The sequence below is a fragment of the Pseudomonas sp. RIT-PI-r genome, from assembly GCF_001297015.1.
Lineage (GTDB): Bacteria > Pseudomonadota > Gammaproteobacteria > Pseudomonadales > Pseudomonadaceae > Aquipseudomonas.
The window spans coordinates 153,317-178,509 of record NZ_LIGE01000011.1; the positions used below are offsets into that span (position 1 = coordinate 153,317).

Here is a 25,193-nt window from a genome sequence, read left to right on the forward strand (position 1 = left end):
CTCAGGCGGCGTTCTTGAGTTTCGGGTCGAGCGCATCGCGCAGGCCGTCGCCCATCAAGTTGATTGCCAGCACGCTGAGCAAAATGGTCAAACCAGGCAGACTGACTACCCACCAGGCGCGTTCGATGTAGTCGCGGGCCGAGGCCAGCATGGTGCCCCACTCAGGGGTTGGCGGTTGTACGCCAAGGCCGAGGAAGCCCAGTGCTGCGGCATCGAGAATCGCCGAGGAGAAGCTCAGGGTCGCCTGCACGATCAGCGGCGCCATGCAGTTCGGCAGCACGGTGATGAACATCAGGCGTGGCAGACCGGCACCGGCCAGGCGCGCGGCGGTCACGTAGTCGCGGTTCAGTTCGCCCATCACGGCGGCACGGGTCAGACGCACGTAGGACGGCAGCGAAACCACGGCGATAGCGATCACGGTGTTGATCAGGCCAGGGCCGAGGATGGCGACAATCGCCACAGCCAGCAGCAGCGACGGCAGGGCCAGCATGATGTCCATCAGACGCATGATGGTCGGGCCGATCATCTTCGGGAAGAAACCGGCGAACAGGCCGAGCAGGATCCCCGGAATCAGCGACATGACGACCGACGACAAGCCAATCAGCAGCGACAGACGCGAGCCCTGGATCAGACGCGACAGCAGGTCGCGCCCCAGTTCATCGGTGCCGAGCAGAAACTGCATCTGCCCGCCTTCCAGCCACGCTGGCGGCGTCAGCAGGAAGTCGCGGTATTGCTCGCTCGGGTTGTGCGGGGCGACCCACGGCGCGAAGAGTGCGCAGAAAATCACCAGCGACATGAACAGCAGGCCGGCAACCGCGCCTTTGTTCTTGGAGAAGGCTTGCCAGAATTCTTTGTACGGAGACGGGTACAGCAGGCTTTGATCCGCGCTTGCGGCGGACGTGGCTACTGAGGATGTTGGAGTGCTCATGGTATGGACCTCAGCGCTGATGACGGATGCGTGGGTTGGCAAAGCCGTAGAGGATGTCCACTACGAAGTTGACCAGAATCACCAGGCAGGCGATTAACAGGATGCCGTTTTGCACAACCGGATAGTCCCGGGCGCCGATGGCTTCGATCAGCCATTTACCGATGCCGGGCCAGGAGAAAATGGTTTCGGTCAGAACGGCACCGGCCAGCAATGTGCCGACTTGCAGACCGACCACGGTGAGTACCGGAATCAGTGCGTTACGCAAACCGTGAACGAACACCACGCGCGACGGCGACAGGCCTTTGGCCTTGGCGGTACGGATGTAGTCTTCGCGCAGCACTTCGAGCATCGACGAACGGGTCATCCGCGCGATCACCGCCAGCGGAATGGTGCCGAGCACGATGGCCGGCAGAATCAGGTGATGCAGGGCATCGAGGAATGCGCCCATGTCATCGGCCAGCAGGGTGTCGATCAGCATGAAACCGGTGCGCGGCTCGATGTCGTAAAGCAGGTCGATGCGCCCGGAAACCGGGGTCCAGCCCAGGCTCACCGAGAAGAACATGATGAGGATCAGGCCCCACCAGAAGATCGGCATCGAATACCCCGCGAGGGAGATGCCCATCACCCCGTGGTCGAACAGCGATCCTCGCTTGAGTGCCGCAATCACTCCGGCCAGAAGCCCGAGAATGCCGGCGAACAGCAGGGCGGCCATGGACAGTTCCAGGGTCGCCGGGAAGAGGGAGGTGAACTCGGTCCATACGCTCTCACGCGTACGCAGGGATTCGCCGAGATCGCCGTGGGCCAGTTTGCCGATGTAATCCAGATACTGGGCATACAGCGGCTTGTTCAGACCTAGGCGTTCCATTGCCTGAGCGTGCATTTCGGGGTCGACCCGACGTTCGCCCATCATCACTTCCACGGGGTCGCCCGGAATCATGCGAATCAACGCGAAAGTCAGCAAGGTGATGCCGAAAAACGTGGGGATCAACAACCCCAGTCGGCGGGCAATAAAACTAAACATCTTGTGTGGTACCTCATCAGCCGGTTAGGCGTGCCCGGCGTCCCTGGGGTCAGGGACACCGGGAGTTTCTTATCTACTTCACCTGGGTGGTGGCGAAGTTATTAGTGGTGAGAGGGCTGATGTGATAACCCTCTACGTTGTTGCGCATTGCGGTAAACATCCTGGTATGGGCCATGCTGATCCATGGCTGGTCCTGATTAAACAGCACTTGCGCCTGTGCGTAGAGCTTTGCGCGTTCGGCCGGATCTACTTTAGCCCGTGCTTCATCCAGCAGTGCCTGGAATTTTTCGTTGCACCAGCGAGCATAGTTCTCGCCATTTTTTGCCGCTTCGCAACTGAGCATAGGCGTCAGGAAGTTATCCGGGTCGCCGTTGTCGCCCGCCCATCCGGCCGAAACCATGTCGTGCTCGCCGGCCTTGGCGCGTTTAAGCATTTCGCCCCATTCCATCACGCGGATGTCGATCTTGATCCCGACTTTGGCCAGGTCAGCCTGCATCATTTGCGCGCCGAGCATCGGGTTCGGATTGGTCGGGCCGCCGCCGTTGCGGGTAAACAGGGTAAACACGGTGCCTTCCGGAACCCCGGCTTCCTTGAGCAGGGCGCGGGCCTTGTCCAGATCGCGTGGCGGGTTCTTCAGATCGTGGTTGTAGCCGAGCAAGGTCGGCGGGTACGGGTTGACGGCTGCTGTAGCGTTGCCCTTGCCGAACACCGAGTTGACGTAGGCTTCCTTGTCGAAGGCGATGTCGATCGCCTTACGCACCCGCACGTCGCTCATGTACTTGTGCTGAGTGTTCAAGGCGATGTAGGCCACGGTCATTGCGTCCAGTTCATCGACTTTCAGGTTGCTGTCTTTCTTGATGCTCGGGATGTCATCCGGCTTCGGATACAGGGTGACCTGGCATTCGTTGGCCTTGAGCTTTTGCAGACGCACGTTGTTGTCGATGGCGATCGCCAGAATCAGCGCGTCGGCCGGCGGCTTGCCACGGAAATATTCCGGGTTGGCCTTGAACCGTACCTGGGCGTCTTTGGCATAGCGCTGGAAGATGAACGGGCCGGTACCGACTGGCTTGTTGTTGAGGTCGCCGGTCTTGTTCGCCTTGAGCAACTGATCGGCGTATTCGGCCGGGTAGATCGAGGAGAACGCCATCGCGAGGTCGGCCAGGAACGGTGCTTCGCGGCGGGTCAGGGTGAATTTGACCGTGTTGTCGTCGACTTTTTCTACGCTTTTGAGCAGTTCCTTGAAGCCCATGCTCTCAAAGTACGGGAAGCCCACGCTCGACAGTTTGTGCCACGGGTGATTCGGGTCCAGCTGACGCTGGAAGCTCCAGACCACATCGTCGGCGTTCATGTCGCGGGTCGGCTTGAAGTATTCGGTGGTGTGAAACTTGACGCCTTTGCGCAGGTGGAACGTGTACGTCAGGCCGTCTTCGCTGATGTCCCAGGACTCGGCGAGCGCCGGGATCACTTCCGTGGTGCCGGGCTTGAAGTCCGCCAGTCGGTTGAAGATGGTTTCGGCCACCGCATCGGCCGTGACTGCAGTAGTGTACTGGACCATATCGAAGCCTTCCGGGCTGGCTTCGGTGCAGACCACCAAGGGTTTGGCCGAGACGCCGACAGCGACACTCAGCAACGCAGCCGCAATGGCCGCACGTAGGGGAAGCATTTTCATCGATAACCCTCTGCAATCGGTTGAAGACAAAAAACCGAACGGCTGACTCATCATGAGTCAGCCGACGGTTGGCGTTCTTACAGGATGTTGAACGGAATCGTGGTCACGAGACGGAACTCGTTGATGCTGCCGTCAGCCTGGTTTTCACTGGCGCGGTGAGCGGTGTAGGTGCCACGAATCGTGGTGGCCTTGAGCGGGCCGCTTTGTACGGCGTAGGTTGCGCCAACGCCGTATTCATAGTGGTGCTCGCCGTCCATCGACTGCACGCCATCATAGCCGCCACCCTTGTAGTGAGTGCCGTCGATGCCCCAGCCGCGCGCCTGGTAGATGTTGAACTTCAGGCCCGGCACGCCGTATTCGGCCATGTTGATGCCGTAGGAAACCTGGAAGGATTTCTCGTTCGGGCCGTTGAAGTCCGAGAGCAGGGAGTTGGCCAGGTAGATACCGTTGGTTTCGTGCAGGTAGTCGAAATACTCGTTACCGTTCACTTCCTGATACGAGAAAGTCAGGGTGTGCGCCAGGTGAGTCAGGCCGAACGACAGCGAGTAGGTATCGTTGTCGATTTCGCCCAGCAGTTTTTTGCCTTCGTCGACGGTCTTGTAGTAGTTCAGACCGGTGGTCAGGCTCAGCACGGAGCTGTCACCCAGTACGTGCGTAGCGCCGAAGTAGTATTGGTTCCACAGGTCTTCAGCCTGAGTGCCCCACAGGCTGGTGGTCAGACTGGCGAACGGCTGGTACGAGATACCGGCGGTGTTCACGTGGTCAGCTTCAGCGTCGATGCTGCCGTATTCGGAGCGGAACTTGCTGAGGCTTTCTTCGGTACGTGGCGAGACGCGGTCGAAGGTCGCCAGGTCGAAGGACAGGTTGTTCAGTTCTTCGCTGTGGATCGCGATCCCTTCGAAGCTCGATGGCAGCGGACGGTTGCCGATCACGTCGACCTGCGGGCTGCTGAAGTTCATGCGGCCGGCGGTCAGAGTGGTGTTGGAGATACGCGCCTTGACGTTGGCCAGGCCCAGTTTGCTCCATTGACCGACAGCGTCACCGCCTTCACGGGTCAGGGTACGGTTGTTGCCCGCGCCTGGACGGGTGCCCGGTGCGCCGCCGTTGTTGGACGCGAGGTTTTCGCGATCACGCTCCAGCGCAATGGCGTTGTAGGCCGCCACTTCGGTGCTGAAACCGACAGTACCTTCGGTGAAGCCCGAGTTGTACTTGATGATCGTGCCTTGTACCCAGTTGATACGGCGGTCGGTCTCGGCCGATTGACCGTTCTTGCGGTAAGCGAACTTGCCGCCGCGCTTGAGTTGCTCGTTGGCGTACCAGTTACGGGTCGAACCGCTGATCGATTGACCTTCGAGGAAGCCAGTGGCATCGGCCTGGGCACTTTTTTCGTTGACGGTCACCGGGGTGAACGCCTGGCTTTGGGTTTCCGCGTAAGCCGTGGCGGTGACGCTGCTGATGGCCAAGGCCAGTATCGCGGTGCTGCTCAGTTTCATGGGTGAAGCTCCTTTACTTTCTTTTTATGCCGGCTTTTTTTGGTATGCCGGTTATTGGTTTAGAACTCATTCACACATCGCAAACGTTTGCCAAAGGCCGGATTGGCGAATTTCGGCAAAGCGCTTGCGTGAGGGGCTAGACAGCGCCCCTCAGCGTTGCGGCTAATCGGTTGGGTTAATCGATACTGACACCCGAGAACACGTTGCGACCAAATGGGCTGACCTTGAACCCTTCGATGCTGGTGCTCAGTGGCTGGTTGACCGTCGAGTGGGCGACAGGCGTGATCGGCACTTGCTGTTTAAGCAATTGCTGGGCCTGTTTATAGAGCACGGTGCGCTGGTCACGGTCGGTGACGACCTTGGCCTGTTTGATCAGCTTGTCGTACGCCGGATCGCACCACATGGAGTAGTTGTTGCCGCCGATGGCATCGCAGCTGTACAGCGTGCCGAGCCAGTTGTCCGGATCCCCATTGTCACCGGTCCAGCCGATCAGACTGATGTCGTGCTCGCCGTTCTTGGTGCGCTTGATGTACTCGCCCCATTCGTAGCTGACGATTTTCACTTTCAGACCGATCTTCGCCCAGTCAGCCTGGAGCATTTCGGCCATCAGTTTGGCGTTCGGGTTGTATGGACGCTGCACCGGCATCGCCCACAGGGTGATCTCGGTGCCTTCTTTGACACCGGCAGCCTTGAGCAGCTCTTTGGCTTTTTCCGGGTTGTAGGCGGCGTCTTTGATGCTGTCGTCGTAGGACCACTGGGTCGGCGGCATGGCGTTGACGGCCAGTTGGCCGGCGCCTTGATAAACAGCGTTGAGAATCCCCTGTTTATTCACCGCCATGTCCAGCGCCTGGCGCACTTCGAGCTGGTCGAAGGGCTTGTGGCGCACGTTATAGGCGATGTAGCCGAGGTTGAAACCCGGCTTGGAGATCAACTGCAGTTTCGGATCGGCCTTCAGCGCTTCAACATCGGCAGGGCGCGGATGCAGGGTGATCTGGCATTCGCCCGCCTTGAGTTTCTGCACGCGCACCGAGGCGTCGGTGTTGATTGCAAAGATCAGGTTGTCGAGTTTGACCCGGCTCGGGTCCCAGTAATGTTTATTGCCGGTGTAACGAATGTTCGAGTCTTTCTGATAACTCTTGAATACGAATGGCCCGGTGCCGATCGGCTTCTGATTGATATCGCTCGGCTTGCCGTCGGCCAGCAGCTTGTCGGCGTATTCGGCGGACAGGATGGCGGCGAAGCTCATGGCGAGGTTCTGGATGAACGCGGCGTCGACGCTGTTTAGCGTGAACTCCACGGTCAGCGGCCCGGTCTTTTCGACCTTGGCGATGTTCTTGTTCAGGCTCATCCCGTTGAAGTACGGGAACTCGGTCGGGTAAGCCTTACGGAATGGCTGCTGTGCATCAAGCATGCGATTGAACGTGAACAGCACGTCGTCGGCGTTGAAGTCGCGGCTTGGCTTGAAGTACGGCGTTGTATGAAACTTCACTCCTTCACGCAGGTGAAAGGTGTATTTGAGACCATCCTCGGAAATATCCCACTTGGTGGCCAGACCCGGTACGACGTTGGTCGCGCCTTTTTCGAACTCGACCAGCCGGTTATAGATCGGTTCGGCCGCGTCGTTATCGGTCGCTGTCGTGTATTGCGCGGTATCGAAACCGGCGGGGCTGCCTTCGGAGCAGAACACCAGGCTCTTGCTGGCGGCGAAACTGGCGGACGAGGCGGCCATCAGGCCGGCGCCCAGCAATGCGGAAAAAATCAAGGTATGGCGCATGACGCTCCCTCTTTTTTAGTGTTGTTCAATGCGCCGCCGTCCCATCCTGAGACGTTTGGCTGCATCGAGCTCAATCCAGTACGTACGGCAAACCGGTGGCCCACACAGAAACTGGTCAGTACCCGACGGTAGGGGCCGCGGTCCTGGCAGTAAATGCGTAAATGCCTTAAAGCTCGTAGGAAAAGGCGACGCGTCCTATACCACTGTTGTAATCCGCAGTGGAATTGGCTGTAGGCAATTTCCTGACTTCCCGGCAGGTAAAACAACGGCGACGTCAAAAACGTCGCCGTTGCAGTGCCTTATTTGCTGACGCTGACGCCGTAGAAGGAGTTCAAGCCGAATGGGCTGATCTTGAAGTCCTGCACGTTGGCGCGCATGGGTTGGTACACCGTCGAGTGAGCGATAGGTGTCATCGGGACTGCATCTTTGAGGACGTGTTGTGCCTCTTTGTACAGTTCGGTGCGCTTACCTTGGTCGGTTGTGCGCTTGGCTTCCTTGACGAGGCCGTCGAACTTCTTGTCGCACCATTTGGAGAAGTTGTTGCCGCTGAGCGAGTCGCAGCCGAACAGTACGTTCAGCCAGTTGTCCGGGTCACCGTTATCACCGCTCCAGCCAATGATCATGGCCTGGTTCTCGCCACCTTTGGAGCGCTTGATGTACTCGCCCCACTCGTAGCTGGTGATCTTCACTTTCAAGCCGATCTTGGCCCAGTCGGACTGGAGCATTTCAGCCATCAGTTTGGCGTTCGGGTTGTACGGACGCTGCACCGGCATCGCCCACAGCACGATCTCGGTACCTTCCTTGACGCCGGCTTCCTTGAGCAGCTGTTTGGCTTTCTCAGGATCGTACTTGGCGTCCTTGATGGTGGTGTCGTAAGACCACTGGGTCGGCGGCATGGCATTAACGGCCAGTTGGCCTGCGCCCTGGTAAACCGAATCAATGATTTGCGGCTTGTTCACGGCCATGTCCAGCGCCTGACGTACGCGCAGGTCAGCCAGCGGGTTGGCCTCGTTGCTGCCCTTGACCTTGTCCATCACGTTGTAGGCGATGTAGCCAAGGTTGAAGCCAGCCTGATCAGGCATCTTCAGCGACTTGTCTTCTTTCAGCGCTTTCAGGTCGGCCGGACGCGGGAACAGGGTGACCTGGCACTCGTTCTTTTTCAGCTTCTGAATACGTACCGACGGGTCGGTGGTGATGGCGAAGATCAGGTTGTCGATCTTCACGTCTTCAGGCTTCCAGTAGTCCTTGTTGCCGGTGTAGCGGATGTTGGAGTCTTTCTGGTAGCTCTTGAACACGAACGGGCCAGTGCCGATCGGCTTCTGGTTGATGTCGGCGGCTTTGCCGTCCTTGAGCAGCTGGGCAGCGTACTCGGCGGACTGCACCGAAGCGAAGCTCATGGCCATGTTCTGGATGAACGCAGCGTCGACTTCTTTCAGAGTGAACTTGACGGTGTGCTCGTCGACTTTATCGATCTTGGTGATGTTGGTGTCCATCCCCATGTCGGTGAAGTACGGGAATTCGGTCGGGTACGCCTTACGGAACGGGTCATCCTTGTTAATCATGCGATTGAAGGTGAACAGCACGTCGTCGGCGTTGAAATCACGAGTCGGCTTGAAATACGGGGTGGTGTGGAACTTGACGCCTTCACGCAAATGGAAGGTGTAAGTCAGGCCGTCATCGGAAATGTCCCACTTGGTCGCCAGACCAGGAATCACAGCGGTGCCGCCGCGCTCGAACTGGGTCAGACGGTTGAACATGGTTTCAGCTGAGGCGTCGAAGTCGGTTCCGGTGGTGTACTGGCCCGGGTCGAAACCGGCCGGGCTGCCTTCGGAGCAGAACACCAGGTTAGTCGCAGCGGATGCGAAAGGTGCGGAGGCTAACAAGCCTGCGCCGACTAGAAACGGAATGACCGCGTGTTTAAGCATGTTGGCCTCATGATTTGTTGTCATTTTTTAGTTGTGAGGTACGACCTCGTGAGTCGTGCCTGCGGATACTTATGCAGGGGCCATACCCATTGCAAGATCCAGAGTGTGAGCGAGCGTTAAACGGTGGCACGTACGTACCTTAATGTCGCATCTGTGTAACTTTTGACGCATTTGACCGTTTGCGGGTGGTTTTTACGGTGCAAATGGAGCCCCAAAACGGTGCGCTGGTCATGTTGTGCGCGCCGCCTTGGGGCTTGGTGTTACTTATTTATACCGACGCCATAGAAGGGGGTTAGACCGAACGGGCTGATACGGAAATCAGTGACTTCCTTGCGCAATGGCTGGAACACCGTGGAGTTGGCAATCGGCGTGATTGGCACCTGCTGTTTAAGGATCAGTTGCGCCTGTTGATACAGTTTTACCCGCTGCGTTTTGTCGGTGGACAACTTGGCTTGTTGCACCAGTTTGTCGTAAGCCGGATCGCACCATTTGGCGTAGTTGCTGCCCTTTACTGCCGCGCAGCTGTACAGCACGCCAAGCCAGTTGTCCGGGTCGCCGTTGTCACCGGTCCAACCATAGATCATGACGTCGTGTTCGCCATTTTTCGCGCGTTTGATGTACTCGCCCCATTCATAGCTGACGATGTTGGCCTTGATGCCGATTTTCTCCCAGTCCTGCTGGATCATCTGTGCCGACATCCGCGCATTCGGGTTCGAGGCGCGTTGCACTGTCATTGCCCAAAGGTTGATGGTTGTACCCGGCGCAACCCCTGCTTCCTTCAGTAGCACCCGGGCTTTTGCCGGGTCGTATGGGGCGTCCTTGATGGTCGGGTCATACGACCATTGCGCCGGCGGCAAGGCGTTTTGCGCCAACTGGCCGGCGCTTTGGTAGACGGCTTTGATGATCGCCGGTTTGTCGATAGCCATGTCCAGCGCTTGGCGCACCTTGAGCTGATCAAGCGGCGCGTGGGTGGTGTTGTAGGCGAGGAATCCGAGGTTGAAACCGGCCTGTTTTAGCACGCGCAGATTCGGGTCTTTTTCCATCACTTCGATGTCGGCCGGGCGCGGATAGCCGCTGACCTGGCATTCGCCGGCCTTGAGTTTCTGCAGGCGAACGGCGGCGTCCGGGGTGATCGAGAAGATCAGGTTGTCGATCTTCACGTCTTCGGGTTTCCAGTAGGCCGTGTTGGCGGCGTAGCGGATCTGCGAATCCTTCTGGTAGCGCTTGAACACGAACGGGCCGGTGCCGATCGGCTTCTGGTTGAGGTCGGCGGCTTTGCCTTCCTTCAACAGCTGCGCGGCGTACTCGGCCGATTGCACCGAGGCGAAGCTCATGGCGAGGTTTTGCACGAACGCGGCGTCGACGTTGTTGAGGTTGAAGCGCACGGTGTTGTCGTCGAGTTTTTCTACCGATTTGATTGTGGTGTTGAGGCCCATGTCGGTGAAGTAGGGGGACTCGGCGGGGTAGGCCTTGCGGAAGGCGTTGTCTGGGTCGAGGAGGCGCTGGAAGGTGAAGAGGACGTCGTCGGCGTTGAAGTCTCGGGTCGGGGTGAAATATTCCGTGGTGTGGAATTTCACACCTTGGCGTAGGTGGAAGGTGTATTGCAGGCCGTCGCTGGAGACGTCCCATTTGGTTGCCAGGCCGGGTTCGATGTCGGTGCCGCCGCGTTTGAATTGGGTGAGGCGGTTGAAGACGGTTTCGGCGGAGGCGTCGAAGTCGGTGCCGCTGGTGTATTGGCTGGGGTCGAAGCCTGCCGGGCTGGCTTCGGAGCAATAAACGAGTGTTGTGGCGGCGTTGGCGATCGGGGCTATGGCTGTTAGTGCGAGGGTGATTAGTAGTGGTTTGAGGGTGAATCTTTCCATGGAGTCCCCGGGGAGATTGGAGGTGGTTGTGATTTCAGGGTAGCGGGGATTTGGGGGGCTTCGGAAATATCGTTTTTCTTGGGGGAGTGTCTATCTCGGTATATCCAGCGGTTGTGGGCATATCCGTTGCTGCGGTGATGGCTGCTTAGGGTTCCGCCCTTACGGCGGGTCACTTTTTACAAACGCCCGGAATGCCGGCCCAGAAAAAAGTAACCAAAAACGCTTGCTCCTGCGTGCGGCCCGCTCGCTGGGGCTCGGGGTTCCTTCGCTCCGGGATCGATCCGGGCGCAGCGTCTCCGGTTTGCTTCGCTGCACCTACTCCCGCTGTGTTTGGCTTCGCCAAACGGTCGCTGCGCTCCCACGCCCGGATCAATCCCTCCACTCAGCCTTCCGACGTCGCCCGTGGATCAAGATCAAAAGCAGGCGAGCTGACACTCGGCCTATTGAGTGGTGAAAAGCGGGTGTCTGCTTTAGTTTTGAGTTGGATTTGCCCCTCACCCCAGCCCTCTCCCGAGGGAGAGGGAGCCGATTTTTGGGCATTTCAAAATCTGAGTTCGACTCGGTATTTCACGTCGGCGTAGCTCGCCCAAACACCTCGGTCAGTCCCCTCTCCCTTTGGGAGAGGGCTAGGGTGAGGGTTTGCTTTTGACTGTTTAAATCTGTGTCAGATAACCAGAACCTTCCCACAGGGTTTTCAGGTTGTCCGTCGGACGTCGGCTCTCTAGGCTCTGGGTATCGCTGAATGTTCAGTGATCGGGTGTGAGAGCCCGCCGAGCTTGAAACTAGCACCAGTAAGACCATAATTGCGGCCGGTTTATTAGCCGTCGCAATGCCTTATGGCGGCTGTGTGCGGGCAGACTTCGGTCTGGCCGGTTTTCTGCTCACCGGTTTCTCACTCCGCACATAGCTGCCACCCTTTGCCACGTGAGAAATGGCTGAGGGCGGCTCGAATGACGAGCAGATTTTTATGAAAGATCAAATTGTCCCCGATCCCCCCCCTCGAATCCACAACCCCGCTCGAAGACGCCATCCGCGCCGACGATCAGATCAAAAACCGCGAAGCGATAAAGCGCGCCCTCGACTTCTACCTCAGCCCCGAACCCAGTAAACCGCGTCTACCCAGCACGATGTTCCTTGTCCATCCGAACATCGACACGGAAAGTCTGCTCGCGCATGCCTGCGAGTCACTCGCTTCGGCGAATGTCATGGCAGGCGATTTCGCTGATCAGCTCAGCCGCCCGCAACGCAGCACGGCGTTGGCGATTCAGCAGATTGTGATGCTGGCGGAGTTGGCGGTGAATCGGGCGCTGGATCGGGTTGATCCGCAGGCTTGATACCGCGTTATCGTTCATCGCGAGCAGGCTCACTCCTACAATTGAAATGCATTCCTCTGTAGGAGTGAGCCTGCTCGCGATGAGGGCAGATCATTCCCCCCAAAATTCGGACACAAAAAAACCGGCGATCATTCACTGATCGCCGGTCTTTCATTCAGCCCACATCAAATCACTGCATCAACACTTCAATCGAACCATCAGCCGTCATGCTCACCTGGCTGGTGCCCGCTTCGACTTCCGGCGTCACCGGGGCCGAATCCATCGCTGCCGCTTTCATCATCATCGGTGCGCGCAGGTACGGTTGTGGATAACCGTTGCTGTTGAGGTTCAGGTTGACGATTTTGTAGCCCTTGCCGCCCAGTGCGTCGGTGGCAAGTTGCGCGCGGTTCTTGAATGCAGTCACGGCTTCTTCCAGCAGTTTGTCTTCGCTGGACTTGCGGGTCGGGTCGGCGATGGCGAAGTCCATACCGCCCATTTTCAGGTCGCCCAGCAGTTCGCCGGTGAGTTTCGACAGGGCGGCGAAGTCGGCGCTTTCCAGGCGCAGTTCGGCGCGTTCACGCCAGCCGGTGATCTTCTGGCCCTTGGTGTCGTAGATCGGGTAGCTGTTGCGGCTGCCCTGGCGCAGGGTGATGTCCTTGACTTGCTTGGCCTGGGCCAATGCCTTGTTCATGGTGGTGCTGACGTCGGCGGCGAGTTTCGCCGGGTCGGTGTTTTGCTCTTCGGTGTAGAGGGTGACGATCATCAGGTCGCGGGCGACTTCCGTGCTGACTTCGGCGCGCAGGGAAATCTGGTTGTAATGCAGCTCATCAGCGGCCAGGGCCGGGAGGCTGGCGATGCTGCCGACGGTCAGGGCGAGAAGGGCGGCGCTGCGGCGAAATGTGTGCATGAAAGCTCCTTGATGAGGGCGCAGGTGATGGTTCGGGGGCCTGCGTGAAACCATCAGACTCTAGCTTCTGTGATCCGGTTCGCCCAGTTACAACTTCTATACAGATGGCCGGGGCTGCTGCGCAGCCCTTCGCGAGCAGGCTCGCTCCCACAGGGAAATGCATTTCAAAGGTGGGAGCGAGCCTGCTCGCGAAGGCGTCCTTATAGCCGCCGATAATGTTTTTGCCATGTGGTCGTTTGCCGCACTTTCGCCTCTCGAGGCCGTGCGTTGGTTATACTCCGTGCGATCCGCCTGGAGCGCTCATCAGGAGAGCTCATGCTCGCCCCCGTACAATTGACTTCCGCCACTCGCCAGAATCTCTGGCGGCTGACTTTCATCCGCACCCTGGTGCTCGCCGCGCAGGCCGGTTCCGTAGGCCTGGCCTACTGGCTGCAATTGTTGCCGTTGCCGTGGGTGCAACTGGCGATGACCCTCGGCTGCTCGACGCTGCTCTGCGTGTTTACCGCCGTGCGCCTGCGCACTTCGTGGCCGGTGACCGAACTCGAATATGCGCTGCAACTGGCATGTGATCTGGTGATCCACAGTGCGTTGCTGTACTTCTCCGGCGGCTCGACCAACCCGTTTGTTTCTTACTATCTGGTGCCGCTGACCATCGCGGCGGTGACGCTGCCGTGGCGCTATTCGGTGATCCTGTCCGGCATCGCGCTGGCGCTGTACACCGTGATGCTCACGCGTTTCTATCCGTTGGAAACCCTGCCGGTGGCCCGCGAGAATCTGCAGATCTACGGTATGTGGCTAAGCTTTGCCTTGGCCGCTGCAGTGATCACGTTCTTCGCTGCACGCATGGCCGAAGAGTTGCGCCGTCAGGAAGAGTTACGGGCTATTCGCCGCGAAGAAGGCCTGCGCGATCAGCAATTGCTGGCTGTTGCCACTCAGGCCGCTGGCGCGGCGCATGAATTGGGTACGCCGCTGGCGACCATGAGCGTACTGCTCAAGGAGATGCAGCAGGATCATCCCGACCCGTTGTTGCAGGACGATCTGAAGGTGCTGCAGGACCAGGTCAAACTGTGCAAGGAAACCTTGCAGCAATTGGTCCGCGCCGCCGAAGCCAATCGACGTCTGGCCGTCGAGATGCAGGACGTCACCGACTGGCTTGACGAAGCCCTCAACCGCTGGCACCTGATGCGTCCGGAGGCCAGTTATCGCTTCCACCGTCTCGGCCAGGGCACGGTGCCGCGTATGGCGCCGCCGCCGGATCTGACGCAGGCACTGTTGAATCTGCTCAACAATGCCGCCGATGCCTGCCCGGAAAATCTCCAGGTGACCCTGGACTGGGACGTCGAGAACCTGACCATCAGCATTCGTGACCACGGCGCCGGTGTGCCGCTGGCCATCGCCGAGCAGATCGGCAAACCGTTTTTTACCACCAAGGGCAAAGGTTTCGGCCTGGGCCTGTTTTTGAGCAAGGCCAGCGTGACACGCGCCGGCGGCTCAGTGAAACTCTATAGTCATGAGGAAGGCGGCACGCTCACCGAGCTGCGCCTGCCCCACGGCGCCCGAGGAGACCAACATGAGTGACGAAATCCAAGTCGAAGGCGAAGAACTGCCGCATTTGCTGCTGGTCGACGACGACGCAACATTTACCCGCGTCATGGCCCGCGCCATGGCTCGCCGTGGCTTTCGCGTCAGCACCGCCGGCTCCGCTGAGGAAGGCCTGACCATCGCCCAGGCCGATCTGCCTGATTACGCAGCGCTCGACCTGAAAATGGACGGCGACTCCGGTCTGGTGCTGCTGCCCAAGCTGCTGGAGCTGGACCCGGAAATGCGCGTGGTGATCCTCACCGGTTATTCGAGCATTGCCACTGCGGTCGAAGCGATCAAGCGCGGCGCCTGCAACTACCTGTGCAAACCGGCCGATGCTGACGACGTGCTGGCCGCGTTGTTGTCCGAGCACGCCGACCTCGACAGTCTGGTGCCGGAAAACCCGATGTCGGTCGACCGCCTGCAGTGGGAACACATCCAGCGCGTGCTCACCGAGCACGAAGGCAACATCTCCGCCACTGCCCGCGCCCTGGGCATGCACCGCCGCACCCTGCAGCGCAAACTGCAGAAGCGCCCGGTTCGTCGCTGAACCTGCGCTGAACGACTATCGCCAGCCCTCGCGATAAAACGCACCGATCATTTATGATCGGTGCGTGTCTGTTCTTTTCTATATCGAGCCTTATCCATGAATCAGAACGCTGAATATTCCGCGGTCAACGATGCTGTGCGCGGGCAGTTTTTTCGCAAGGTGTGGGCGATCATCACGCCGTATTGGCGCAGTGAAGAGAAGGGCAAGGCCTGGACGCTGCTGATTGCGGTGATCGCGCTCTCGCTGCTGAGCGTGGGCATCTCGGTGTGGTTCAACACTTGGTACAAGGATTTCTACAACGCCCTGCAAAAGAAGGACGAAGCGGCGTTCTGGCGCTTGATTCTGTATTTTTGCGGCATTGCGGCCGTGGCGATTATCGGTGCGGTGTACAGGCTCTATCTGACTCAGATGCTGACGATTCGCTGGCGGGCCTGGCTCACTGAAAAGCATTTCTCCCGTTGGCTCGCCGACAAGAATTACTACCAGCTGGAGCAGGGCGGTTACACCGATAACCCGGACCAGCGCATTTCCGAAGACCTCAACAACTTCACCTCCAACACCCTCGAACTGGGTATCGGGCTGCTGCGCAATATCGTCAGTCTGGTGTCGTTCTCGATTATTCTCTGGGGCGTGTCCGGCAGTATCGAGGTCTATGGAATCACGATTCCCGGCTACATGTTCTGGTGTGTGCTGGTTTATGCGGTAGTGGGCAGTTGGCTGACACACTTGATCGGTCGTCGTTTGATCGGTCTGAACAACCAACAACAACGCTTCGAAGCCGACCTGCGTTTTTCCATGGTGCGGATTCGCGAGAATGCCGAGAGCATCGCGTTGTACAACGGCGAACCGAACGAAAACCGTCGCTTGAGCGCCCGCTTCGGCAATGTCTGGCACAATTTCTGGGACATCATGAAAGTGTCCAAGCGCCTGACGTTTTTCACTGCCGGTTACAGCCAGGCCGCGATCATTTTTCCGTTTATTGTGGCGTCACCACGTTACCTGGCCGGCAAGATCGAGTTGGGCGAGCTGATGCAGATCAGCTCGGCTTTCGGCAACGTCCAGGAAAGTTTCAGCTGGTTCATCAGTGCGTACCAGAGCCTCGCTTCCTGGCGCGCCACCTGTGATCGTCTGCTGAGTTTCCGTCAGGCGATGACCGATAACGAAGAGCGCGTGCCAGCCATCGATGTGCAGAATCAGGGCAGTGAATTGCAGGTGCACAACCTTGGCCTCGATCTGGCGGACGGTCGCCATCTGCTGACCAGCGCCGACATGACCGTCGAGCCGGGCGAGCGTGTCATGCTCAGCGGCCGTTCCGGCAGCGGCAAGTCGACCTTACTGCGGGCGATGGGGCATCTGTGGCCGGCGGGCCACGGCAACATTCGTCTGCCGGCGGCGCGCTATCTGTTTCTGCCGCAGAAACCGTATCTGCCGATCGGCACTCTGCGCGAGGCGTTGAGTTATCCACAACCGGGCGACACCTACGCGCCGGAACGTTATGCACAAGTGCTGGAAACCTGCCGCTTGCCGCATCTGGTCGCGCGGCTGGACGAGGCCAATCACTGGCAACGCATGCTCTCGCCGGGCGAACAGCAGCGTTTGGCGTTCGCCCGCGCCATGCTTTATGCGCCGCAATGGCTGTACATGGACGAAGCGACTTCGGCGATGGATGAGGAAGACGAAGCGACGCTGTATCAGGCGTTGATTGATCAGATACCGGGGCTGAGCATTGTCAGCGTCGGCCATCGCAGCAGTTTGAAACGCTTCCATCCACGGCACGTGCGGATCGACAGCGGCCATTTGGTTGAACAGACCGTGACCGCCTGATCATCGTTAAACCCCTGTAGGAGTGAGCCTGCTCGCGATAGCGTTGGGTCAGTCACATCGATGCTGAATGTGCGGCGGTCATCGCGAGCAGGCTCACTCCTACATAAAGTGATGTAAACCGGAAAGTGATCGTACAACCCGCTTGAGCTATGATGCCCACAAGCCGAATTTTCGAGACAAAATGCAAACCATGGAAAACCTGATCGACACCCCGCGCCTCCCGCGCAAGCGCCGTAGCCTGGCCCAGGAACTGGTGACGGTGCTGAGCGAGCAGATCCGCGATGGCCTGCTCAAGCGCGGTGACAAACTGCCCACCGAGTCGGCGATCATGGAAGCCCATGGCGTCAGCCGCACCGTGGTGCGCGAGGCGATTTCGCGTTTGCAGGCTGCAGGGCAAGTGGAAACCCGCCACGGCATCGGCACCTTCGTGCTCGACACGCCGAGCCCGAGTGGTTTCCGCATTGATCCGGCCACCGTCGTCACCCTGCGTGATGTGCTGGCGATTCTCGAATTACGTATCAGCCTCGAAGTGGAGTCTGCCGGCCTGGCCGCGCAACGCCGCAGCGCCGAGCAACTGGCGACCATGCGCGCCGCCCTCGATGCACTCAACGAAAGCGCGGCCCACGCCAGTGATGCTGTTGCTTCGGACTTTGCCTTCCACCTGGAAATCGCGCTGTCCACCGGCAACCGCTACTTCACCGACATCATGACCCACCTGGGCACCAGCATCATTCCGCGTACGCGGCTCAATTCTGCGCGTCTGGCTCACGATGATCAGCAGCACTACATGAGCCGCCTGAGCCGTGAGCACGAAGAAATCTACGACGCGATTGCCCGTCAGGATTCCGATGCAGCGCGTGCGGCGATGCGTCTGCACCTGACCAACAGCCGTGAAAGACTGCGCCAGGCGCATGAAGAGGCGCAGGCGCAGAGGGGCTGAGTCGTCAGCCCACGATCCGTAAACTCAACGGCTGCGAAAACGGCTCCATACTCGACTCATCAACAAACTTGTAACGCAATTCGACATCCGTATTCAGGTACGCATGAAGTGCCTGTCTGGAAATCTGCAATTCGATCCCCGTCAGTTTCTCCATGTCATCTTCGGCATCGTCCCAAGTGCCGGTGTCCACTTCGTCACCTGCCCATTCCGGCTGTTCCGGGTCGTCGCCGAGAATCGGATAAACACTCCAGTTCGCCGGAAAATCGCTCGAATCCGGGACCTGTACGATCAATACATCGGGCAGCACGGATAGCTGAAGGGTGAGAGTGCCGGAGGCAGAGGCCACTTGCGCGAGGGTCGGCGCAGCATAATTCACAACCATTTCGGTTTCCTTCGAAGGTCCGCCACGATCCTTCGTGGCAGTCGTCGCACCTTACCCAGCGTTTCTCCAACGCTCAGTAAACGAATCTTGACCAGACATTTCCGCGCTAGAACCCTTTAAACACGGGCTTTTTCGACGATTCCTGCCAAGCCTTAAACAGTTTTGTCCGACAAAAAACCACCCACAACGATGAAATGCAGTTGACGGTTATCTTTTAAGTTGTACGATGACCTACAACTTCAGCGAAGGCTGAACGGACCAATCACAAAAAACGTTGCTACCAGGGTGTTCGAATAATGAATCCACAAGAACTGAAGTCCATCCTCTCTGCCGGCCTGCTGTCTTTCCCGGTGACCGATTTCAACGCGCAGGGCGATTTCAACCGCGCGGGCTATATCAAACGCCTGGAATGGCTGGCTCCGTATGGCGCTTCAGCCTTGTTCGCCGCCGGCGGCACCGGTGAGTTCTTCTCCCTGGCTGCCAGCGAATACTCGGAAATCATCAAGACTGCCGTCGACACTTGCGAAACCAGCGTGCCGATCCTCGCCGGTGTCGGTGGTTCGACCCGTCAGGCCATCGAATACGCCCAGGAAGCCGAGCGTCTGGGCGCCAAAGGCCTGTTGCTGCTGCCGCACTACCTGACCGAAGCGAGCCAGGACGGTGTTGCCGCTCACGTTGAAGCGGTGTGTAAATCGGTCAACATCGGCGTGGTCGTTTACAACCGCAACGTTTGCCGCTTGACCGCGCCGCTGCTGGAACGCCTGGCCGAGCGCTGCCCGAACCTGATCGGTTACAAGGACGGTCTGGGCGATATCGAGTTGATGGTGTCGATCCGTCGCCGCCTCGGTGATCGCTTCAGCTACCTGGGTGGTCTGCCGACCGCCGAAGTTTACGCTGCGGCTTACAAAGCGCTGGGCGTACCGGTTTACTCGTCGGCGGTGTTCAACTTCATCCCGAAAACCGCGATGGACTTCTACCACGCGATCGCCCGTGAAGATCACGCCACCGTTGGCAAGATCATCGACGACTTCTTCCTGCCGTACCTCGACATTCGCAACCGCAAGGCCGGTTACGCCGTGAGCATCGTCAAGGCAGGCGCAAAAATCGCCGGCTACGACGCAGGTCCGGTGCGCGCGCCGCTGACCGACCTGACAGGCGAAGAGTACGAAATGCTCGCTGCGCTGATCGACAAGCAAGGTGCGCAGTAACACCCGACAAAAACGCGGCCGCTGAGTAATCAGCGGCTTTTTGCGTAAAGGCTTTGAGATTCGAGGGCTGCCCCTGTGACAAATGCAAAACGCTACGACAACTACATCAACGGTGAATGGGTTGCCGGTGCCGATTACTCGGCCAACATCAACCCTTCGGAACTGAGCGACACCATCGGCGATTACGCCAAGGCTGACCTGACTCAGGTTCACGCCGCCATCGATGCCGCCCGCGCAGCATTCCCGGCGTATTCGACTTCGGGCATTCAGGCTCGCCACGATTCGCTGGATAAAGTCGGCACGGAAATCCTCGCCCGCCGCGAAGAGCTCGGCACCCTGCTGGCCCGGGAAGAGGGCAAGACCCTGCCCGAAGCCATCGGTGAAGTGACCCGCGCCGGTAACATCTTCAAGTTCTTCGCCGGTGAATGCCTGCGCCTGTCCGGCGACTACGTGCCGTCGGTGCGTCCGGGCGTCAATGTCGAAGTGACCCGCGAAGCGCTGGGCGTGGTCGGTCTGATCACCCCGTGGAACTTCCCGATTGCGATTCCTGCGTGGAAGATTGCCCCGGCGCTGGCCTACGGCAACTGCGTGGTGCTGAAGCCTGCAGATCTGGTTCCGGGTTGCGCCTGGGCGCTGGCGGAAATCATCTCCCGCGCAGGCTTCCCGGCTGGCGTGTTCAACCTGGTGATGGGCAGTGGTCGCGTGGTTGGCGATGCGCTGGTGCAGAGCCCGAAGGTCGATGGCATCAGCTTCACCGGTTCCGTCGGCGTGGGCCGGCAGATCGCGGTCAACTGCGTGTCGCGCCAGGCCAAGGTTCAGCTGGAAATGGGTGGCAAGAACCCGCAGATCATTCTCGACGACGCCGACCTCAAACAAGCGGTCGAGTTGTCGGTGCAGAGCGCGTTCTACTCCACCGGTCAGCGTTGCACCGCATCGAGCCGTTTGATCGTTACCGCCGGTATTCACGACAAGTTCGTTGAAGCGATGGCCGAGCGCATGAAGTCGATCAAGGTCGGCCACGCGCTGAAATCCGGCACAGACATCGGTCCAGTGGTTTCGCAAGCGCAGCTTGAACAAGACATGAAGTACATCGACATCGGCCAGTCCGAAGGCGCACGTCTGGTCAGCGGCGGCGGTGTGGTGACTTGCGATACCGAGGGCTACTTCCTCGCGCCAACGCTGTTTGCCGACAGTGAAGCGTCGATGCGCATCAGTCGCGAAGAAATCTTTGGCCCGGTGGCGAACATTGTTCGCGTGGCCGATTACGACGCGGCGCTGGCGATGGCCAACGACACCGAATTCGGTTTGTCGGCGGGTATCGCGACCACTTCGCTGAAGTATGCCAACCACTTCAAACGCCATTCGCAAGCCGGGATGGTCATGGTCAATCTGCCGACCGCTGGCGTCGATTACCACGTTCCGTTTGGTGGCCGTAAAGGTTCATCCTATGGCTCACGTGAGCAAGGCCGCTATGCGCAAGAGTTCTACACGGTCGTGAAGACCAGCTACATCGGTTCCTGATCCACGCAATACCCCTGTAGGAGCCGCCGCAGGCTGCGATCATTCAAGATCAAAAGATCGCAGCCTGCGGCAGCTCCTACAGGAAATAAATGCAAGACCAAAGAAGATTCACCCGCGCATAAAAATAATCAGTGGGAGTACATCTACATGCAATCGACTCAAAAGCCGACTCACGTCCGCTATTTGATCCTGCTCATGCTGTTTCTGGTGACCACGATCAACTACGCTGACCGCGCCACGATCGCCATCGCCGGCTCCAGCCTGCAAAAAGATCTGGGCATCGACGCGGTCACCCTCGGCTATATCTTCTCCGCATTCGGTTGGGCCTACGTGGCCGGGCAAATCCCCGGCGGCTGGCTGCTCGATCGTTTCGGCTCGAAAAAAGTCTATGCCCTGAGCATTTTCACCTGGTCGCTGTTCACCGTGCTGCAAGGCTTTGTCGGTGAGTTCGGCATGTCCACGGCCATTGTTGCGCTGTTCATGCTGCGCTTCCTGGTCGGTCTGGCTGAAGCGCCTTCGTTCCCCGGCAACGCGCGCATCGTGGCCGCCTGGTTCCCGACCGCTGAACGTGGCACCGCCTCGGCGATCTTCAACTCGGCGCAATACTTTGCCACCGTGTTGTTCGCACCGCTGATGGGCTGGATCGTTTACTCCTTTGGCTGGGAACACGTGTTCATCGTCATGGGTATCCTCGGGATCATCTTCTCGCTGGTCTGGCTGAAAGTGATCTACAGCCCGCGTGAACACCCACGCATCAACGAAGCCGAGTTCAAGCACATCGCTGAAAACGGCGGCATGGTCGACATGGACCAGAAGGGCAAAAAGTCCGACGGTCCGAAATGGGATTACATCCGTCAGTTGCTGACCAATCGCATGATGCTGGGCGTGTATCTGGGCCAGTACTGCATCAACGGCATCACTTACTTCTTCCTGACCTGGTTCCCGGTGTATCTGGTGCAAGAGCGTGGCATGACCATTCTCAAGGCCGGTTTCATCGCCTCGCTGCCGGCAATCTGCGGTTTCATCGGCGGCGTGCTCGGTGGGGTGATTTCCGACTACCTGCTGCGCAAGGGCCACTCGCTGACCTTCGCTCGCAAAGCGCCGATCATCGCCGGTCTGCTGGTATCCAGCAGCATCGTTGCCTGTAACTATGTTGAAGTGGAATGGATGGTCGTCGGGTTCATGGCCCTGGCCTTCTTCGGCAAAGGCGTTGGCGCACTGGGCTGGGCGGTGGTCTCCGACACCTCGCCAAAACAGATCGCCGGTCTGAGCGGTGGCCTGTTCAACACCTTCGGCAACATCGCTTCGATCACCACACCGATCGTGATTGGCTACATCATCAGCTCCACCGGTTCGTTCAAATGGGCGCTGGTGTTCGTCGGTGCCAACGCACTGGTCGCGGTGTTCAGCTATCTGGTGATCGTTGGCCCGATCAAACGTGTGGTACTCAAAGAGCCGCCAACCAACGGCGGTGTTGAAGCCAGTGGTAAATTGTCCCAAGCGCATTCCTGAGGAGCGGCGTCATGCAGTTGATTGAACATTCCGACTCGCCGCGCCACATCCGCCTGCACGAGCGGGACAACGTGGTGGTAGTGGTCAACGACCAGGGCGCACCGGCCGGCACTGAGTTTGCCGATGGCCTGGTGACGCTGGAATTTGTGCCGCAGAGCCACAAGGTTACGCTCGAAGACATTCCCGAGGGCGGTCCGGTGATTCGCTACGGTCAGGTGATCGGCTACGCGTTGCAGCCGATCCGCCGGGGCAGTTGGGTCAAGGAAGATCAACTGCGCATGCCGACCGCGCCGCCGCTGGACAGCCTGCCGCTGTCCACCGAGGTGCCGGACGCGCAGGCACCGCTGGAAGGCTTCACGTTCGAGGGCTATCGCAACGCCGACGGCACCGTCGGCACGCGCAATATTCTTGGCATCACCACCACGGTGCAGTGCGTCACGGGCGTGCTCGATCACGCGGTGAAAAGGATCAAGGAAGAACTGCTGCCGAAGTACCCACACGTCGATGACGTGGTGGCGCTGACTCACAGTTACGGCTGCGGTGTAGCGATCACCGCCACCGACGCTTACATCCCGATTCGCACCGTGCGCAATCTGGCGCGCAACCCCAACCTCGGTGGTGAGGCGTTGGTGATCAGTCTGGGCTGCGAGAAATTGCAGGCCGGGCAGGTGATGCACGAGGACGACGCTTCGGTGGATCTCAGCGATCCGTGGCTGTATCGCTTGCAGGATTCCAGTCACGGTTTCACCGAAATGATCGAGCAGATCATGGAACTGGCTGAAGTGCGCCTGAAGAAACTCGACCAGCGCCGCCGCGAAACCGTGCCGGCGTCCGAGTTGATTCTCGGTATGCAGTGCGGCGGCAGCGATGCGTTCTCCGGGATCACCGCCAACCCGGCACTGGGCTATGCCTCGGACTTGTTGCTGCGTGCGGGGGCGACGGTGATGTTTTCCGAAGTCACCGAAGTGCGCGATGCGATTTATCTGCTCACTTCTCGTGCTGAAACCAAGACCGTCGCCGAGGAACTGGTGCGCGAGATGGACTGGTACGACCGCTATCTTGCCAAAGGTGAAGCGGATCGCAGCGCAAATACGACGCCGGGCAACAAGAAGGGCGGGTTGTCGAACATTGTCGAGAAGTCGCTGGGTTCGATCGTCAAATCCGGCAGCAGCGCGATCAATGGCGTGCTCGGCCCGGGCGAGCGCTTCAAGCAGAAGGGTTTGATTTTCTGTGCGACGCCGGCGAGTGATTTTGTTTGCGGCACGTTGCAGTTGGCGGCGGGGATGAACCTGCATGTGTTCACCACCGGGCGTGGCACGCCGTACGGTTTGGCGATGGCGCCGGTGGTGAAAGTCTCGACACGCACGGAGCTGGCGCAGCGCTGGCCGGATCTGATCGACATCGACGCCGGGCGGATTGCCACCGGGCGTGCGACCATCGAAGAGTTGGGCTGGGAGTTGTTTCACTACTATCTGGATGTTGCGAGCGGCAAGCAGCAGACATGGGCGGAGAAGCACAAGCTGCATAACGACATTACGTTGTTCAACCCGGCGCCGATTACTTGATGCGTGATCGGCTTGGCCCTCACCCCAGCCCTCTCGCGGGGGGAGAGGGGGCCGATCCAGGGATATTTTAGAAGTACATCGACCTGAAAGTGCTTTGCCGAATCCATAATCGACTCGGTCTTGCAGGTCGATGTATGCCGCAAAACACCTCGGTCAGTCCCCTCTCCCTCGGGGAGAGGGTTAGGGTGAGGGGCTTTTCAAGCTTTTGGCTTATCATTAGCCCCCTAACGACGCTCACCCAAGGCTCCCCGGCATGCTGGCAATCTTCCTCGAAACCCTGAACATCACCGCGCCGGTGTTTGCCATGCTGTTTCTCGGTGTGCTGCTCAAGCGCATCGACTGGATCAACGACAACTTCATCCACACCGCCTCGTCGCTGGTGTTCAACGTGACCATGCCGGCGCTGCTGTTCCTCGGCATTCTGCACGCCGACCTGCATGCGGCACTGCAACCGTCCCTGCTGATCTATTTCTCCCTTGCCACGCTGGTGAGCTTTGCCCTGGCCTGGGGCTGGGCGATTTTCCGCTGCCCGCGGGAAGATCGCGGCATCTACACCCAGGGCGCGTTTCGCGGCAATAACGGCGTGATCGGACTGGCGCTGGCGGCGAGCATGTACGGCGATTACGGGATTTCCCTCGGGGCGATTCTCGCAGCGTTGGTGATCCTGTTTTACAACACCCTGTCGACCATCGTGCTGGCGGTGTACAGCCCGGTGATCAAGTCCGATCCGTGGAGCATCTGCAAAAGCGTGTTCAGCAATCCACTGATCATCAGCGTGATTGCGGCGGCGCCGTTTGCCTATTTCAAGATTGCTTTGCCGGGCTGGCTGGAGACATCCGGCCAGTATCTGGCACAGACCACCTTACCGCTGGCGCTGATCTGCATTGGCGGCACGCTGTCGCTGGCAGCGTTGCGCAAGAGCGGCAACATGGCGCTCAGTTCGAGTCTGGTGAAGATGGTCGGTTTGCCGGTACTGGCAACGCTGGGGGCGTGGTTGTGGGGTTTTCGCGGGGCGGAGCTGGGGATTCTGTTTCTGTACTTCGGCAGCCCGACGGCGGCGGCAAGTTTTGTCATGGCGCGGGCGGCGCAAGGCAATCATGAACTGGCGGCGGCGATTATTGTGCTGACCACGTTGATGGCGGCGATTACTACCAATATCGGGATCTTTGTTTTGCAGTGGGGTGGGTGGATCTAAAGGGCAACATCAAAAGATCGCAG

19 protein-coding genes are annotated in these 25,193 nt (G+C 59.0%); 10 read left to right on the plus strand and 9 right to left on the minus strand.

The genetic code is table 11. The annotated features are described in order from the left end of the window. Nucleotide 1 precedes the first annotated feature (1 nt). The 7 genes from AK821_RS02085 to AK821_RS02115 form a co-directional block, all read right to left on the minus strand. Entirely contained in the window at nt 2–928 is a 927-nt protein-coding gene (locus AK821_RS02085) for an ABC transporter permease subunit (RefSeq protein ID WP_064387910.1), read from the minus strand. Nucleotides 929–938: 10 nt separating this feature from the next. After that, complete coding sequence (locus AK821_RS02090; RefSeq protein ID WP_007953665.1) at nt 939–1,949, minus strand: ABC transporter permease subunit; 1,011 nt, start codon at nt 1,947–1,949, stop codon at nt 939–941. Between the two features lie 73 nt (nt 1,950–2,022). After that, on the minus strand, nt 2,023–3,618 hold the full coding sequence (locus AK821_RS02095) for an ABC transporter substrate-binding protein (protein ID WP_064387911.1): 1,596 nt from the start codon (nt 3,616–3,618) through the stop codon (nt 2,023–2,025). Nucleotides 3,619–3,695: 77 nt separating this feature from the next. Then, nucleotides 3,696–5,111 (minus strand): OprD family porin, encoded by a 1,416-nt coding sequence (locus tag AK821_RS02100; protein WP_064387912.1) that lies wholly within the window; start codon nt 5,109–5,111, stop codon nt 3,696–3,698. Nucleotides 5,112–5,286: 175 nt separating this feature from the next. Next, a complete protein-coding gene (locus AK821_RS02105) occupies nt 5,287–6,885 on the minus strand; it encodes an ABC transporter substrate-binding protein (protein WP_064387913.1) in 1,599 nt (532 codons plus the stop codon). Nucleotides 6,886–7,184: 299 nt separating this feature from the next. Continuing rightward, a complete protein-coding gene (locus AK821_RS02110; RefSeq protein ID WP_064387914.1) occupies nt 7,185–8,810 on the minus strand; it encodes an ABC transporter substrate-binding protein in 1,626 nt (541 codons plus the stop codon). A gap of 260 nt (nt 8,811–9,070) precedes the next feature. Next, nucleotides 9,071–10,672 (minus strand): ABC transporter substrate-binding protein, encoded by a 1,602-nt coding sequence (locus AK821_RS02115; RefSeq protein ID WP_064387915.1) that lies wholly within the window; start codon nt 10,670–10,672, stop codon nt 9,071–9,073. 974 nt (nt 10,673–11,646) lie between these two features. On the opposite strand from AK821_RS02115, the gene AK821_RS02120 reads away from it, so the two are divergent. Next, complete coding sequence (locus AK821_RS02120) at nt 11,647–12,006, plus strand: DUF6124 family protein (RefSeq protein WP_064387916.1); 360 nt, start codon at nt 11,647–11,649, stop codon at nt 12,004–12,006. Between the two features lie 169 nt (nt 12,007–12,175). On the opposite strand, the gene AK821_RS02125 is transcribed toward AK821_RS02120, so the two are convergent. Then, nucleotides 12,176–12,892 (minus strand): SIMPL domain-containing protein, encoded by a 717-nt coding sequence (locus AK821_RS02125; protein ID WP_064387917.1) that lies wholly within the window; start codon nt 12,890–12,892, stop codon nt 12,176–12,178. A 315-nt stretch (nt 12,893–13,207) separates the two neighbouring features. Between AK821_RS02125 and AK821_RS02130 the strand changes: the two genes are divergently transcribed. From AK821_RS02130 to AK821_RS02145, 4 genes are all read left to right on the plus strand, one after another. Next, the gene (locus AK821_RS02130; RefSeq protein ID WP_064387918.1) at nt 13,208–14,470 is read left to right on the plus strand and encodes an ATP-binding protein; all 1,263 of its coding nucleotides are present in this window, start codon (nt 13,208–13,210) and stop codon (nt 14,468–14,470) included. Continuing rightward, a complete protein-coding gene (locus tag AK821_RS02135) occupies nt 14,463–15,023 on the plus strand; it encodes a response regulator transcription factor (RefSeq protein WP_003221630.1) in 561 nt (186 codons plus the stop codon). The genes AK821_RS02130 and AK821_RS02135 overlap by 8 nt, the downstream gene beginning before the upstream one ends. A gap of 96 nt (nt 15,024–15,119) precedes the next feature. Beyond that, the gene (locus tag AK821_RS02140) at nt 15,120–16,847 is read left to right on the plus strand and encodes an ABC transporter ATP-binding protein/permease (RefSeq protein ID WP_064387919.1); all 1,728 of its coding nucleotides are present in this window, start codon (nt 15,120–15,122) and stop codon (nt 16,845–16,847) included. 190 nt (nt 16,848–17,037) lie between these two features. Then, complete coding sequence (locus tag AK821_RS02145; RefSeq protein WP_175559635.1) at nt 17,038–17,787, plus strand: FadR/GntR family transcriptional regulator; 750 nt, start codon at nt 17,038–17,040, stop codon at nt 17,785–17,787. A 4-nt stretch (nt 17,788–17,791) separates the two neighbouring features. Here the strand turns inward: AK821_RS02145 and AK821_RS02150 are convergent, their stop codons facing one another. Next, nucleotides 17,792–18,169: a hypothetical protein gene (locus AK821_RS02150; protein WP_064387921.1), complete on the minus strand. Its 378-nt coding sequence runs from the start codon at nt 18,167–18,169 to the stop codon at nt 17,792–17,794. A 296-nt stretch (nt 18,170–18,465) separates the two neighbouring features. Between AK821_RS02150 and kdgD the strand changes: the two genes are divergently transcribed. The 5 genes from kdgD to AK821_RS02175 all read left to right on the plus strand — a co-directional run bounded on the left by kdgD (nt 18,466) and on the right by AK821_RS02175 (nt 25,170). Next, complete coding sequence (gene kdgD, locus AK821_RS02155; protein WP_016984321.1) at nt 18,466–19,377, plus strand: 5-dehydro-4-deoxyglucarate dehydratase; 912 nt, start codon at nt 18,466–18,468, stop codon at nt 19,375–19,377. 75 nt (nt 19,378–19,452) lie between these two features. Further along, the gene (locus tag AK821_RS02160; RefSeq protein ID WP_064387922.1) at nt 19,453–20,898 is read left to right on the plus strand and encodes an aldehyde dehydrogenase family protein; all 1,446 of its coding nucleotides are present in this window, start codon (nt 19,453–19,455) and stop codon (nt 20,896–20,898) included. A gap of 147 nt (nt 20,899–21,045) precedes the next feature. Beyond that, on the plus strand, nt 21,046–22,410 hold the full coding sequence (locus AK821_RS02165; RefSeq protein ID WP_064387923.1) for an MFS transporter: 1,365 nt from the start codon (nt 21,046–21,048) through the stop codon (nt 22,408–22,410). Nucleotides 22,411–22,421: 11 nt separating this feature from the next. Beyond that, on the plus strand, nt 22,422–23,975 hold the full coding sequence (garD, locus tag AK821_RS02170; protein ID WP_064387924.1) for a galactarate dehydratase: 1,554 nt from the start codon (nt 22,422–22,424) through the stop codon (nt 23,973–23,975). 253 nt (nt 23,976–24,228) lie between these two features. Further along, nucleotides 24,229–25,170, plus strand: a complete 942-nt coding sequence (locus AK821_RS02175) for an AEC family transporter (RefSeq protein WP_064387925.1) — start codon at nt 24,229–24,231, stop codon at nt 25,168–25,170. The last annotated feature ends 23 nt before the right edge of the window (nt 25,171–25,193 follow it).